Below are 14,144 nucleotides of genomic sequence, written 5' to 3'. Positions count from 1 at the left end.
GCTAACAAGGAGTGGACATGTCAGAGTCTCCTCCGGGGGCGGCCCCCCAGACCCCCGGGGCAGAGCGCTCGGACCCGGGCGGGGCGATCGCCGCGCTCCGCACGGAGCTCGCCGCCCTGCACCGGATGCTCGTCGAGAGCGGCCTCGTGGTGTGGACGGCCGGGAACGTCTCCGCCCGCACCGGCGCGGACGCGTTCCTGATCAAACCCAGCGGCGTCCCGTACGAGGACCTCACCCCCGACGCGATGGTGCTGTGCGACCTGGACGGCGAGCCGATCGGGGAGGCGCCGCTCGCGCCGTCCAGCGACGTCTTCGCGCACGCGTACGTGTACCGGCACCGCCCGGACGTCGGCGGAGTGGTGCACACCCACTCGACCTACGCCACCGCGTGGGCGGCGCGCGACGAGCCCATCCCGTGCGTGCTGACCGCGATGGCGGACGAGTTCGGCGGCGAGATCCCCGTCGGCCCGTTCGCGCTCATCGGCGGCGACGACATCGGCCGCGGCATCGTCGAGACCCTCGACGGGCACCGCAGCCCCGCCGTCCTCATGCGCAACCACGGCGTCTTCACCATCGGCGCCGACGCCCGCGCCGCGGTCAAGGCGGCCGTGATGTGCGAGGACGCCGCCCGGACCGTCCATGTGTCCCGCCAGCTCGGCGAGCCGCTGCCGATGGCCGCCGGCGACGTCGACCGGCTCTACGACCGCTACCAGAACGTCTACGGGCAGAAGGGCCGACCATGAGCTTCCCGAACCGCGAGATCTGGTTCCTCACCGGCAGCCAGGGCCTGTACGGCGAGGACACCCTGCGCCAGGTCGCGGCCCAGTCCCGGGAGATCGCCGCGCGGCTCGGCGAGGCGCTCCCCGTCGCCCTGACGTGGAAGCCCGTGCTGACCGGCGCGGACGCGATCCGCCGCACGTGCCTGGACGCCGCCGCCGACGACTCCTGCGTCGGCGTGGTCGCGTGGATGCACACCTTCTCCCCGGCCAAGATGTGGATCTCCGGCCTGGACGCGCTCGGCAAGCCGCTGCTGCACCTGCACACGCAGGCGAACGTCGAGCTGCCCTGGCGGACGATCGACATGGACTTCATGAACCTCAACCAGGCCGCGCACGGCGACCGGGAATTCGGGTACGTCCAGGCACGGCTCGGCGTCGCCCGCAAGACCGTCGCCGGGCACGTCGGCGACCCGGCGGTCGGCGCGCGCGTCGCCGCGTGGGCGCGGGCCGCGGCCGGGTACCACGAGCTGCGCACGCTGCGGCTGGCCCGGTTCGGCGACAACATGCGGGACGTCGCGGTCACCGAGGGCGACAAGGTCGAGGCGCAGCTCCGGTTCGGCGTCTCCGTCAACACCTACGGCGTGAACGACCTGGTGGAGGTGGTGGACGCCGTCCCCGACGACGCCATCGCCGAGCTGGTCAAGGAGTACGAGGACGTGTACGACGTGGTCCCCGCGCTGCGGGCGGGCGGCGAGCGCCACGACGCGCTCCGCTACGGCGCGCGGATCGAGCTCGGCCTGCGGACGTTCCTGGACGGCGGCGGCTTCAAGGCGTTCACCACGAACTTCGAGGACCTCGGCGGGCTCCGGCAGCTGCCCGGCCTCGCCGTCCAGCGCCTCATGGCCGACGGCTACGGCTTCGGCGGCGAGGGCGACTGGAAGACCGCGACGCTGCTCCGGACGCTGAAGGCCGCCTCCGCGGGGCTGCCCGGCGGCACCTCGTTCATGGAGGACTACACCTACCACCTGGAGCCCGGCAACGAGCTGATCCTCGGCGCGCACATGCTGGAGGTGTGCCCGTCGATCGCCGCCGGACGTCCGGCGCTGGAGATCCATCCGCTCGCCATCGGCGGGCGGGAGGACCCGGTGCGCCTGGTGTTCGACGCCGAGCCGGGCCCGGCCGTCGTGGCCGGCCTCGCCGACATGGGCGATCGGTTCCGGCTCGTCGCCAACGAGATCGAGGTCGTCGCGCCGCCGGAGCCGCTGCCGATGCTGCCGGTCGCCCGCGCGGTGTGGCGCCCGCTGCCGGACCTGCGCACGTCCACCGAGGCGTGGCTGACGGCGGGGGCGCCGCACCACACCGTCCTGTCCGCCGCGCTCGGCGTGCAGGAGCTGGACGACCTCGCCGAGATGACCGGCGTCGAGCTGCTCACCATCGACGCCGGCACCACCCTTCGGCAGTTCACCAAGGAGATCCGCTGGAACCAGGCGTACCACCGCCTGGCCCGCGGGCTGTGAGGAGGAGCCATGAGCGCGGACGAGCGCTACGTCGTCGGCGTCGACTTCGGGACGCTGTCGGGCCGGGCGGTGCTCGTCCGCGTCCGGGACGGCGCCGAGGTCGGCGACGGCGTGCACGAGTACGACCACGGGGTCATCGACGGGGAGCTCCCGGGCGGCGCGGTACTCGGGCCCGACTGGGCCCTCCAGGCGCCGGGGGACTGGCTGGACGTGCTGCGCTTCGCCGTGCCGAAGGCCCTCGCCGTCGCCGGGGTCCCCGCCGCCCAGGTCATCGGCATCGGCACGGACTTCACCGCGTGCACGGTCCTCCCGACCACCGCGGACGGGACGCCGCTCTGCGAGCTGTACCCCGACCGGCCGCACTCGTGGCCGAAGCTCTGGAAGCACCACGCCGCGCAGCCGCACGCGGACCGGATCAACGCCCTGGCCGCCGAGCGCGGCGAGCCGTGGCTGCGCCGCTACGGCGGCAAGATCTCCTCCGAGTGGGAGTTCGCCAAGGGGCTCCAGCTGCTCGAACAGGACCCCGACCTGTACGACCTGGCCGAACGGTGGATCGAGGCCGCCGACTGGATCGTCTGGCGGCTCACCGGCCGGGAGTCCCGCAACATCTGCACGGCCGGCTACAAGGGCATCTACCAGGACGGCGGCTACCCGTCCCGCGAGTTCCTGGCCGCGCTCGACCCCCGTTTCGCCGACTTCCCCGCCAAGCTGGGCCACGACCTGGAGCCCCTCGGCGGCCTCGCCGGCACGCTGACCGCGGAGGCCGCCGCCTGGACGGGCCTGCCCGAGGGCATCGCCGTCGCGGTCGGCAACGTCGACGCCCACGTCACCGCCGCCGCGGCCGACGCCGTCCGGCCGGGCCGGATGGTCGCGATCATGGGGACGTCCACCTGCCACGTCATGTCGTCGGACCTGCTCGCCGAGGTCCCCGGCATGTGCGGCGTCGTGAAGGACGGCATCGTCCCGGGCCTGTGGGGATACGAGGCGGGCCAGTCCGGCGTCGGCGACATCTTCGCCTGGTTCGTCGACACCTGCGTCCCCGCCGCCTACCACCAGGCCGCGGCCGCCGCCGGGCGGACCGTCCACGAGCACCTCACCGCGCTCGCCGAGGCCCAGCCGGTCGGGCGGCACGGGCTCGTCGCGCTGGACTGGCACAACGGCAACCGGTCGGTCCTGGTCGACCACGACCTGTCCGGCCTGATCGTCGGGCAGACCCTCGCCACCCGGCCCGAGGACGTCTACCGCGCGCTCATCGAGGCGACGGCGTTCGGCACCCGCATGATCGTCGAGACGTTCGAGGCGTCGGGCGTCCCGGTCGAGGAGCTCGTCGTCGCGGGCGGCCTGCTGAAGAACACCTTCCTCATGCAGGTGTACACCGACGTCCTGCGCCGCCCGCTGTCGCTGATCGGGTCGTCGCAGGGCCCGGCGCTCGGCGCCGCGATCCACGCCGCCGTCGCCGCGGGGGCGCACCCCGACATCACCTCGGCCGCCGCCGCGATGGGACGCCGCGTCCCGTCCGCCTTCGTCCCGGACCGGGCGCGGGCCGACGCCTACGACGCCCTCTACGAGATCTACCGGTCGCTGCACGACCACTTCGCCGACGGCGAGATCATGCACCGCCTGCGCGCCCTGCGCTAGACGATCCCGTACGAGGCGGCGGGGCCGGTGCTGCGGCGCACGATGAGCTTGCTCGGCACGAGCTTCGGCGCGTCCGGCGCGGGCCCGCCCCCGGTGAGCTGCGCGATCAGCAGCTCGACGCAGTGCCGGCCGAGGGCGGTGAAGTCCTGCCGGACGGTGGTGAGCGGCGGGGTGAGGAACGCCGCCTCGGGGATGTCGTCGAACCCGATCACGCTGACGTCGTCCGGCACCCGGCGGCCGCTCTCGTGGATCGCCCACAGCAGCCCGAGCGCGATCTGGTCGTTCGCCGCGAACACGGCCGTGACGTTCCGGTCGGCGGCGAGGACCCGGCCGCGCTCGTAGCCGGACCGGGCGCTCCAGTCGCCGGGCGCGCACTCCGGGACGTCCGCGCCCGCCTCGGCCAGCGCGTCCCGCCAGCCGCGGGTCCGCTCGTTCGCCTCCGACCAGTCGGCCGGGCCCGGCAGGTGGTGGACGGTCCGGTGCCCGAGCTCCAGCAGGTAGCGGGTCGCCTCCCGCGGCGCCAGGTAGTGATCGGCCGACACGGTCGGCACGGCCGCTCGCGGACCGAGCAGGACGGTCGGCAGGTCCCCCGGCAGGTGCCGCAGCGCCTCGTCCGCCGGGACGTGCCCGGGGATCATGATGATGCCGTCCACGCCCTGGTCGCGGAACCGGTCCACCGCCCCGGCGACCGCGCCGTGCCCCGGCGACTCCAGGCTCGCGACGCTGGTGAAGAAGTCGGCGGCGCGGGCGTTCCGCTCGATCGCCGCGATGATCGACGCCGGGCCGAACAGCGCGGTGTCGAAGCTGACCACGCCGAGCGTCCGGGACCGGCCGGTGGCGAGGGCGCGGGCCGCCGCGTTCGGCCGGAAGTCCAGCTGCGCCGCCGCGGCCAGCACCCGGTCCCGGGTCTTCGGGCTCACCATCGGATGGTTCTTGAAAACCCGGGACACGGTCTGGTGGGAGACCCCGGCGAGCCGGGCGACGTCCCGCAGGCCGGGCCGGGCGGGTGGCGTGGCGGTCATGTCCCTCCGGAAGATACCGGGTCGCCCGGCCCGCGGCCGGGTGCTCAGCGCGCCGTGCCGCTGCGCCGCTTGGCCCAGATGTCGAACGCGACCGCCGCGAGCAGCACCAGGCCCTTGATCAGCATGACCCGCTCGCTCGGCGCGCCGAGCAGCGACATGCCGTTGTTGATCACACCCATGATCAGCCCCCCGGTGATCGCCCCGATCACCTTGCCGACCCCGCCCTGCACGGCCGCGCCGCCGATGAACGCCGCCGCGATCGAGTCCAGCTCGAAGTTCGTCCCGGCGGTCGGGCCGGCCTGGTTGAGGCGCCCGGCGAACACCACGCCGGCGATGGACGCGAGCACGCCCATGTTGACGAACAGCCAGAACGACACCGACTTGACCTTGATACCGGACAGCTTGGCCGCGAGCGGGTTGCCGCCGAGCGCGTAGACGTGCCGTCCGAACACGGCCCGGTTGGTCACCAGCGTGTAGCCGAGCACGAGCACGCCCAGCAGGACGAGCACCCACGGCATGTTCTTGAACCGCGCGAGCTGCACGGCGATGAACATGACCACCACGACCGCGAGGGCGTTCTTCAGCGCGAACACCGCGAGCGGCTCGACCTTCTGCCCGTAGCCGATGCGCCCCTGCCGGTTCCGCCACCCCAGCCCGACGTACCCGCCGACCAGCGCGAGCGCGACCAGCAGGGTGAACAGGTCGGCGCCGCCGAGCGGCCCGAGCGCGATGTTGCCGAGGTAGCCGGACAGGAAGCCGTTGGCGATCGTGCGGACCTCGTCGGGGAACGGGCCGATGCCCTGGTTGCCGAGGACGGTCAGGGTCAGCGCCCGGAACACCAGCATCCCGGCCAGCGTCACGATGAACGCGGGGATCTCGAAGTAGGCGATCCAGTACCCCTGCCACGCCCCGATCGCGGCGCCGGCGAGGATCGTCAGCAGCACCGCCAGCGGCCACGGCACGTCGTGGTTCACCATCAGCACCGCCGAGATGGCCCCCGTCACCGCCACCACCGACCCCACCGACAGGTCGATGTGCCCGCCGATGATGATCAGGATCATCCCGATCGACAGGATCAGGATGTAGGAGTTCTGCACGATGATGTTGGAGATGTTCTCCGGCGACAGCAGCCGCCCGTCGGTGAGCACCGCGAACAGCGCCACGATCAGCGCGAACGCGATGTAGATCCCGCTCTGCCGCAGGTTCACCGGCAGGGTCCGGCCGGGGGCCGGCCGCTGCGCCGGCGGCGGGGACACGGCCTTGTCGGCCGGCGCCACGCTGCTCATGTCCTGGTCTCCTCGGTCTGGGTCATGTACTGCATCAGCCGCTCCGGCGTCGCCTCCGCCCGGCTCACCTCGCCGGTGATCCGCCCGCCCGCCATCGCGTACACGCGGTCGCAGATCCCGATCAGCTCGGGCAGCTCGGAGGAGATCACCAGCACCGCACGGCCCTGGTCGGCCATCCGGTTGATGATCGAATAGATCTCGTACTTGGCGCCGACGTCGATGCCGCGGGTCGGCTCGTCCAGGATCAGCACGTCGGCGTCGGTGAACATCCACTTCGACAGCACGACCTTCTGCTGGTTGCCGCCGCTCAGCTGCCCCGTCACCGACATGACGCTCGGCGTCTTGATGTTCATCTCCCTGCGGAACCGCTCCGCGACCTCGTACTCGCGGTTGTCGTCCACCCAGCCCGCCTTGGCGAGGCCGCGCAGCCCGGCCGCGGAGACGTTGCGCTTGACGTCCTCGATGAGGTTCAGGCCGTACGTCTTGCGGTCCTCGGTCGCGTACGCGAGCCCGTGCCGGATCGCGTCGCTGACCGTCCGGACCGCGATCTCCCTGCCGTCCTTGTAGATCCGGCCGGTGATCCCGATCCCGTAGCTGCGGCCGAAGACGCTCATCGCCAGCTCGGTCCGGCCCGCGCCCATCAGGCCCGCGAGCCCCACGATCTCGCCGCGGCGCAGCACCAGGCGGGCGTCCTGCACGACGGTCCGGCCCCGCTGGGTGGGGGAGTGGACGGTCCAGTCCTCGATCCGCAGCACCTCGTCGCCGATCTCGGGGACGCGGTCGGGGAACCGGTGCTCCAGGTCGCGGCCGACCATCCCGGAGATGATGCGGTCCTCGGACACGTCGCCGCTCATGTCGAGCGTCTCGATCGTCCGGCCGTCCCGCAGGATCGTCGTCGAGTCGGCGATCGCGCGGATCTCGTTCAGCTTGTGCGAGATGATCACGCAGGTGATGCCCTCGTCCCGCAGCCCGCGCAGCAGGTCGAGCAGGTGCGCGGAGTCGGCGTCGTTCAGCGCCGCGGTCGGCTCGTCCAGGATGAGCAGCTTCACCCGCTTGGACAGCGCCTTGGCGATCTCCACGAGCTGCTGCTTGCCGACGCCGAGGTCCATCGCGGGCGTCACCGGGTTCTCGTGCAGCCCGACCCGCTCCAGCAGCCGCGCGGCGTCGGCGTTCGTCCGGTTCCAGTCGATGAGCCCGAGCCGTCCCCGCCGCTCGTTGCCGAGGTAGATGTTCTCCGCGATCGACAGGTACGGGCTGAGCGCCAGCTCCTGGTGGATGATGACGATCCCGCGCTGCTCGCTGTCGCGGATGCCGGAGAACCGGCACGGCCGGCCCTCGAACTCGATGTCGCCGCTGTAGTCGCCGTGCGGGTACACCCCGGACAGCACCTTCATCAGCGTCGACTTGCCGGCCCCGTTCTCGCCGCAGATCGCGTGGATCTCGCCCCGCCGCACCTCCAGGTTCACGTCCTGCAGGGCCTTGACCGCGGGAAAGGTCTTGGTGATGCCGCGCATCCGCAGTATCGCCTCGGTCATGGTCGTCCTCCGGGGGAGCGGGCGGGCGCCGGCACGGGCGCCCGCCCGGGTGGCGCTACTGCAGCTGGTTCGCGGTGTAGTAACCGGTGTCGATGAGCTGCTGCTTGTAATTGCCCTTGTTCACGATCACCGGGTTCAGCAGGTACGACGGCACGACCTTCTCGCCGTTGTCGTAGTCCTTGGTGTTGTTGACCTCGGGCTTGTTCCCCTTCAGCACCGCGTCGGCCATCTTGACCGTGACGGAGGCGAGCTGCCGGGTGTCCTTGTAGATCGTCGAGTACTGCTCGCCCGCGATGATCGACTTGACCGAGGCGACCTCGGCGTCCTGCCCGGTCACGATCGGGTACTTCTGGCCGCCCGTCCCGTAGCCGCTGGACTTCAGCGCCGACAGGATGCCGATCGACAGCCCGTCGTAGGGGGACAGGACGCCCTGCACCTTCGTCCCGCCGCCGTAGTAGCGGGTGATGAGGTCCTCCATGCGCTGCTGCGCGCGCTCCGCGCTCCAGCGCAGCGTCGCGATGGTCTTGAAGTCCTTCTGGCCGCTCTTGACGACGAGGGCGCCCTTGTCGAGGTACGGCTTCAGGGTGTCCATCGCGCCGTTGTAGAAGAACGTCGCGTTGTTGTCGTCGGGGGAGCCGGCGAACAGCTCGATGTTGAACGGGCCCTTGGCCGTCCCCTCCGAGCCGTCCTCCTTCTTCAGCCCGAGCCCGATGAGCAGCGACGTCGCCTGCTGGACGCCGACCTTGTAGTTGTCGAAGGTGGCGTAGTAGTCGACGTTCGGCGAGTTGCGGATCAGCCGGTCGTAGGAGATGACCGGGATGTCCTTGTCCGCCGCCGCCTGCAGCTGCGTGGTGAGCGCGGTGCCGTCGATGGAGGCGATGACCAGCAGCCGGGCGCCCTTGGTGATCTGGTTGTCGATCTGGTTGGCCTGGGTGGGGATGTCGTCCTGGGCGTACTGGAGGTCGACCTTGTAGCCGAGCTGCTCCAGCTGCTTGCGGACGTTGTCGCCGTCGTGGATCCAGCGCTCCGACGAGCGGGTCGGCATCGTGACGCCGACCAGTGCGCCCGCCGCGGACTTGTTCTCGGCCTTCTCCTTGTCGACGGTCTTCTCCGCCGATCCGCACGCGGTCATGCCGAACGCGAGGCCGAGGCCCAGCGCCAGGGTGACGAGCTTCCTACGCTTCACGTCTCACCTCGGGGGTGGTGCCGGTGTCCCGGGACACACTGTTACCGGTCACACTTCCATGTCAAGAGCCCGCTGTGCGCCGCGTCACCGCCGTGACCGCCCGCCCGGACGAACTCGCCCACCGATTGTTAGCGTTATCACTCCGCGCGTCAACACTCCGCGAGGTCTTGATCTGCGAGGACTGTCCTGAGCAGCCGAAACGGGCCCGAATCGGGGTGGAGCTCTAGGGCGGCTCTTGACAGTCCGGCTGGTTAACGCAAACATCGGCGGGCCCCGCCCGCGAGCAGGTCGACGCCGAGGGCCTCGCCTCCGAGCAGGACCCCGAGCGCGACCCGCCCCCCTTGCGATCACCTGGCTCGGCAGCAGGCCGGCCGGCTCACCCGGCGGCCGGTCCCGGTCGGTTCGGAACCGTGTGGTGGCGCGCCGAACCGGACGTCCTCGCCGCGCGTACGAGCAAGGGGGGTGGTCCCTGCGGGACCCACACGTCGGGACTCTGAATGGACAGCGATTCGTGAAACCAGCGCAGGGTGGCCGGTGTGGGTGAGCGGGCGGGGAGCGCCGCCCAGTGGGCGCGGCTTCTGGACGGGCTGGAGACCGACTGCGGGACATGCGGGGGGACGGGCACGACTCCGAACGAGCGGTGGGTGGAGTGGCACCGGCGGGCCGGTGAGCTCGTCGCGGTCGCCCAGGCCGCGCGCCGTGCCCATGAGCTGCGTCCGGCCCGGGGCGCGGTCCCGGTCACGGTGCCGGACCTGCCGATGGCGGGGGAGCCCGCCATCGTGACCGCCGTGGAACGCGCCATCGACGATCACATGAGGGCCCGCCCGGCCGAGCCGGAGGAGGACACCTGCCCGGCCTGCCGCGGCCTCGGCCGGGAGCTGACCGCCGCCGGGCGCGAGTTCACCGACCTCCTCGCCCGGCACGGCTTCGTCCGCCGGGCCGGCGCCGACCGGCCGGAGGGGCCGGACTGAACGGGGCTCAGCGCCGCGGTCGCGGCGGGGTGCCGAGAAGGATCTCCAGCATGCGGTCCTGCGGATCGGGGCCCGTCCCCGGGACGAGGTAGCCCCCGGCCCAGGTGCGCAGCATCAGCAGGGCCCGCAGCCGCGCCTCCTCGCCGTCGAAGCCGAGGTCCTCCAGGCAGGCGGAGATGTGCCCGAGCAGCGCCCGGTCGGCGTGCCGGACGGCCTCCTCGGCGGCCGGCTCGTGCTGCGCCCACAGCCGCATCGCCCGGTCGACCGGCGCGATCTCGCGGCCGAGCGCCTGGATGCGGCGCAGCCGCTCGCGCGGGTCGGTGGTGCTGCCGAGGGCGAGCCCCAGCACCTCGTCGGTCCGCTCGTGCGCCCACCGGTCCAGCAGCGCCCGCATCAGCTCGGGGCGGTCCTTGAAATGCCAGTAGAAGCTGCCCTTGGTGACGCCCAGCCGGGCCGCGAGCGCGGCGATCGTCACGGCCCGCTCACCGGCGCGGGCCAGCTCCCGGTACCCGGCCTCGATCCAGTCGCGCCGCGCCACCCTGGTACGGGCCGTCATCGCACCACCAATCCCACCGCCCGGGACGCCGTCACACGAGCACCACCGGGCCGGGGTCCAGCCCCAGCTCGATCCTGCCGTACAGGGTGTACGCCGCGTCCGGGTCGAACACCACGTGCCCGGAGATCGTATTCACATCGCGCTGCGCCCGCTGGAACGGGGAGCTCGTGAACTGGGCGCTCGCCCCCGCCGCCGCGCACAGCTCGTTGACGACGCGGCGGGACGTCCCGGCCACGTGCGCGGCCACGAGCCGGGCCCTGGCCCGCAGGCGCAGGTCGCAGGTCCCGCCGGCGACGGCGGTGACGACGTCGCGGAGCGCGTCCTCCAGCAGCAGGCGGGCGGCGGCGAGGTCCGCGCCGGCCCGCGCCAGCCGGATCTGCGCGCCCGCCAGGTCGCGCTGCCGCTCGCCGGAGTACGCCATCACCCGGCCGCGCGTCCGCTCGGCGAACCGTGCCAGCACCCCCTCCGCCACCCCTAGCACGGGCGCCGCGCCGGTCAGCGCGAACACCGGCACCAGCGGGGTCCGGTAGAGCGCGCCGGGGTGGACGCGCGACCCGGGCGAGCGTCCCTCGGCCAGGTCCGCGAGCGGCACCGACCGGTGGGCGGGGACGAGGACGTCCGCGACCTCGATGTCGTTGCTGCCGGTTCCCCGCATCCCGCTGGTGTGCCAGACGTCGTGGACGGTCACCGCGTCGCGGGGCAGCAGGAACAGCCGCGGCTCGATGCCGCCGTCCACGGTGACCAGCGCCATGACCATGACGTGCCCGGCGTGCATCACCCCGCTTCCCCACGACCAGCGCCCGGTGACCCGGTGGCCGCCGTCCACCGGCTCGGCGGTGCCGGTCGGCGCCAGGACGCAGGGGATCAGCGCGTACGGCCGGTCCGCCCAGACCTCGGCCTGCGCGCGCTCGGGGAAGAGCGCGGTCATCCAGTTGTGCAGCGTGTAGATGACCGCCAGCCAGCCCGTCGAGGCGCATCCGGCGCCCGCCTCGCGGCACGCCGCCGCCATGGTCGCGAAGTCTCCCTCGCCGCCGCCGAACCGCCTTGGGACCAGCATCTCCAGCAGGCCCGTGCCGGCGAGGTCGGCGATGGTCTCCTCGGGGAGCCGCCGCGCCTCCTCGGCGCCCTGGGCGCGCTCGGACAGCACCGGTGCCAGCTCCCGCACCCGCCGGACGATCTCGTCTCCGTACTTCATGGTACGGAACCATACTCCAGGGTATGGTCCGGCCGCGCGCTCCCCCGCCGTGTCCAACGGCCCTGGTCCGGGGGACCTTCGGCTCTGCCGCCGCCCGCCCGCGTCGGGTCGTCTGGGAATGAGGGAGGGAGAAGATATGCAGACCACGAGGAGCACGGTGCGGGACGACATCCTCCGGGCCGTCGGGGACGCGGTGTGGGCGCCCTCGGTGCACAACACCCAGCCGTGGCGGTTCGGCGTCGCCGGGACGCGGATCAGCCTGCGCGCGGACCCCGACCGCCGGCTGGACGTCGCGGACCCGGACGGCCGCGAGATGCTGATCAGCTGCGGTGCCGCCCTCTACACCCTGCGGCTCTCGCTGCGCGCGCTCGGGTACGCGCCCGTCGTCACGGTGCTGCCCGACCCCGCCCGCCCGCACCTGCTGGCCGACGTCGATCTGGAGCCCGGCGAGCCCGCGGACCGGCAGACGCTGCTGGCGCACGCGCAGATCGCCCGGCGCCGCAGCCATCGCGGCGGGTTCCCGGCGGACCCGGTGCCCCCGGAGGTGGTGGCCGCCATGCGGTACGACGCCGGGCACGAGGGCGCGCGGCTGATCGAGGCCGTCGACCCGCACGTCACGAACGCGCTGGCCGCCCTGACCGACGCGGCCGAGCACGTCCAGCGGCGCTCGCCGGCGTACGCGGCGGAGATCGCCCGCTGGGCGCCGTCGCCCCGCACGTCCCGCCAGGACGGCGTCCAGGAGCGCGCCTATCCGCGGACCGTCCCGCAGACCACGCCGAACTTCCCCGCCCGGGACTTCGCGCGCGGCCACGGCTGGGGCGTGCGGAGCGCGCCGGAGGCGGAAGCGCCCGGAGTGGTCCTGCTCCTGGTCACCGGTGCCGACACGCCGGCCGACTGGCTGCGGGCGGGGCAGGCGCTCCAGCGCGTCCTGCTGCGGGCCACGGAGAGCGGCCTCTCGGTGGCGCTCCACTCCCAGGCGTTCGAGGTGCCCGAACTGCGCGAGTTCATCCGCGCGCGGTTCTGCGCGGGCGGCCACCCGCAGCTGCTGCTCCGGCTGGGCGTCGCCGGCGCGGAGGCGCTGGGGACCGTCCGCCGGCCGGTCGAGGAGGTCGTCACCGAGGAGTCGTGACCCCGATGGGGACGAAGGTCCCTAGCGGGCCTCCGGCGGCGTCCAGCAGGGTGAGGTCCGGCGGAGATCGATCATGATTGCGCGGCTCCGGACCCGGGAAGGGCTCACCGGAAGCGGCCGGACGGCGGAAAGCGGGAAGGCACTGTGGCGGAGATACGGCGAGAGCGCACCCCCGTTTCGGCGCGTCCGGAACGGGCCAGTACGGCCCGGCCCGTGGTCATGCTGGTGATGGCCACGGCCGGGTTCGCGGTGAACTTCTGGGCGTGGGCGCTGCTCAGCCCGCTCGGCCCGCGGTTCAAGGACTCCCTGGGGCTGTCGTCGTTCGAGCAGTCGCTCCTGGTGGCCGTGCCCGTGGTGGTGGGGTCGCTCGGGCGGATCCCGGTCGGGGCGCTGACCGACCGCTTCGGCGGCCGGGTGATGTTCCCGCTGGTGTCGGTGGCCACGATCGTGCCCGTCCTGTACCTGGGGCTGGCCGGGAACTCGTCGCTGGCGGCCCTGCTGGCAGGCGGCTTCTTCCTCGGCATCGGCGGCACGGCGTTCGCGGTGGGGGTCCCCTTCGTCAGCGCGTGGTTCCCGCCCGAGCGGCGCGGGTTCGCGGTCGGGGTGTTCGGCGCGGGCATGGGCGGCACGGCGATCAGTGCCCTGACCACCGTGCAGCTGGTCGATGCGGGGGGCACGGCGACGCCGTTCGTGTTGACGGCCGCCCTGCTGGGGGTCTATGCCGTGGTCGCGTGGTTCGTGCTGCGGGAGGCGCCGGGACGGACCGCGCCCTCCGAACCGCTGGCGAAGCGGCTCGCGGCGACGGCCCGGCTGGGCGTGACCTGGCAGGCGTCGGCGCTGTACGCGGTGGCGTTCGGCGGCTATGTAGCTTTCTCGGTGTATCTGCCGACATATCTGAAGACCGAGTACGGGCTGTCGCAGGCGGACGCGGCGAACCGGATGGCGGGTTTCGTGCTGCTGGCCGTGCTGATGAGGCCGGTCGGCGGCTGGCTCTCCGACCGCGCCGGCGCCGTGCCGGTCCTGGTGGCCGGCCTCGCGGTGACGGTGGCGGGCGCGGCCGTGCAGGCGTTCACGCCGCCGCTTATGCCGCTCGGGACCATCGCGTTCCTGGCGATGGCGGCGGCCCTCGGCGCGGGCAGCGGCGCGACGTTCGCCCTGGTGGCGAGGCTGGCGCCGGCGAACATGGTCGGCTCGGTCACCGGCGTGGTCGGCGCCGCCGGCGGTCTCGGCGGGTTCGTCCCGCCGCTGGTGATGGGCACGATCTACGGCGCCTACGGGTCCTACACGTTCGGCCTCGCGCTGCTGGCCGTCGTGGCGGCCGCGGCCGCGCTGTTCACCGGGACGGTCGTGCGGAGAGCGGTGACCGGCCGCCGGGCCGCGGCCTGACCGA

The 14,144-nt window shown here is 73.0% G+C and carries 12 protein-coding genes; 6 read left to right on the top strand and 6 right to left on the bottom strand.

What is annotated here, in order from left to right; translation table 11 throughout:
* Window positions 1–17: 17 nt before the first annotated feature.
* The 3 genes from K8Z49_RS15480 to araB are packed head-to-tail and all read left to right on the top strand — an operon-like array spanning window position 18 to window position 3,874.
* Complete coding sequence (locus K8Z49_RS15480) at window positions 18–743, top strand: L-ribulose-5-phosphate 4-epimerase (RefSeq protein ID WP_412519351.1); 726 nt, start codon at window positions 18–20, stop codon at window positions 741–743.
* Window positions 740–2,236, top strand: a complete 1,497-nt coding sequence (gene araA / locus K8Z49_RS15475) for an L-arabinose isomerase (RefSeq protein WP_111829662.1) — start codon at window positions 740–742, stop codon at window positions 2,234–2,236. The genes K8Z49_RS15480 and araA overlap by 4 nt, the downstream gene beginning before the upstream one ends.
* Window positions 2,237–2,245: 9 nt before the next feature.
* Window positions 2,246–3,874 carry a ribulokinase gene (gene araB / locus K8Z49_RS15470; protein WP_250371536.1) on the top strand — a complete coding sequence of 543 codons (1,629 nt, stop codon included), beginning with the start codon at window positions 2,246–2,248 and terminating at the stop codon, window positions 3,872–3,874.
* On the opposite strand, the gene K8Z49_RS15465 is transcribed toward araB, so the two are convergent.
* From K8Z49_RS15465 to chvE, 4 genes are read right to left on the bottom strand one after another with little or no spacing between them, the layout of a single operon-like run.
* The gene (locus K8Z49_RS15465) at window positions 3,871–4,896 is read right to left on the bottom strand and encodes a LacI family DNA-binding transcriptional regulator (RefSeq protein WP_021595513.1); all 1,026 of its coding nucleotides are present in this window, start codon (window positions 4,894–4,896) and stop codon (window positions 3,871–3,873) included. The two genes, araB and K8Z49_RS15465, sit on opposite strands and share 4 nt — an antisense overlap.
* Before the next feature lie 44 nt (window positions 4,897–4,940).
* Entirely contained in the window at window positions 4,941–6,182 is a 1,242-nt protein-coding gene (gene mmsB, locus K8Z49_RS15460) for a multiple monosaccharide ABC transporter permease (protein ID WP_021595514.1), read from the bottom strand.
* Complete coding sequence (gene mmsA / locus K8Z49_RS15455; protein WP_021595515.1) at window positions 6,179–7,717, bottom strand: multiple monosaccharide ABC transporter ATP-binding protein; 1,539 nt, start codon at window positions 7,715–7,717, stop codon at window positions 6,179–6,181. Before mmsA ends, mmsB begins: the two co-directional genes overlap by 4 nt.
* A 55-nt stretch (window positions 7,718–7,772) precedes the next feature.
* Window positions 7,773–8,849 (bottom strand): multiple monosaccharide ABC transporter substrate-binding protein, encoded by a 1,077-nt coding sequence (chvE, locus tag K8Z49_RS15450; protein WP_052357694.1) that lies wholly within the window; start codon window positions 8,847–8,849, stop codon window positions 7,773–7,775.
* Between the two features lie 590 nt (window positions 8,850–9,439).
* Here chvE and K8Z49_RS15445 point away from each other — a divergent pair.
* Window positions 9,440–9,874, top strand: a complete 435-nt coding sequence (locus K8Z49_RS15445) for a hypothetical protein (RefSeq protein ID WP_143118608.1) — start codon at window positions 9,440–9,442, stop codon at window positions 9,872–9,874.
* A 7-nt stretch (window positions 9,875–9,881) separates the two neighbouring features.
* On the opposite strand, the gene K8Z49_RS15440 is transcribed toward K8Z49_RS15445, so the two are convergent.
* Together K8Z49_RS15440 and K8Z49_RS15435 are read right to left on the bottom strand one after the other, a co-directional pair.
* Window positions 9,882–10,430 carry a TetR/AcrR family transcriptional regulator gene (locus tag K8Z49_RS15440; protein ID WP_111829664.1) on the bottom strand — a complete coding sequence of 183 codons (549 nt, stop codon included), beginning with the start codon at window positions 10,428–10,430 and terminating at the stop codon, window positions 9,882–9,884.
* 31 nt (window positions 10,431–10,461) lie between these two features.
* The gene (locus tag K8Z49_RS15435; RefSeq protein ID WP_412519346.1) at window positions 10,462–11,625 is read right to left on the bottom strand and encodes an acyl-CoA dehydrogenase family protein; all 1,164 of its coding nucleotides are present in this window, start codon (window positions 11,623–11,625) and stop codon (window positions 10,462–10,464) included.
* Between the two features lie 136 nt (window positions 11,626–11,761).
* Between K8Z49_RS15435 and K8Z49_RS15430 the strand changes: the two genes are divergently transcribed.
* Window positions 11,762–12,754, top strand: a complete 993-nt coding sequence (locus K8Z49_RS15430; protein ID WP_021593478.1) for an Acg family FMN-binding oxidoreductase — start codon at window positions 11,762–11,764, stop codon at window positions 12,752–12,754.
* A 219-nt stretch (window positions 12,755–12,973) separates the two neighbouring features.
* Complete coding sequence (locus K8Z49_RS15425) at window positions 12,974–14,140, top strand: MFS transporter (protein WP_024935794.1); 1,167 nt, start codon at window positions 12,974–12,976, stop codon at window positions 14,138–14,140.
* Window positions 14,141–14,144 lie beyond the last annotated feature (4 nt).

The organism is Actinomadura madurae (genome assembly GCF_047130825.1).
Classification (GTDB): domain Bacteria; phylum Actinomycetota; class Actinomycetes; order Streptosporangiales; family Streptosporangiaceae; genus Spirillospora; species Spirillospora madurae.
Note: the sequence above shows the minus strand (reverse complement) of the source record. Positions and strands in the feature narration are given on the sequence as shown.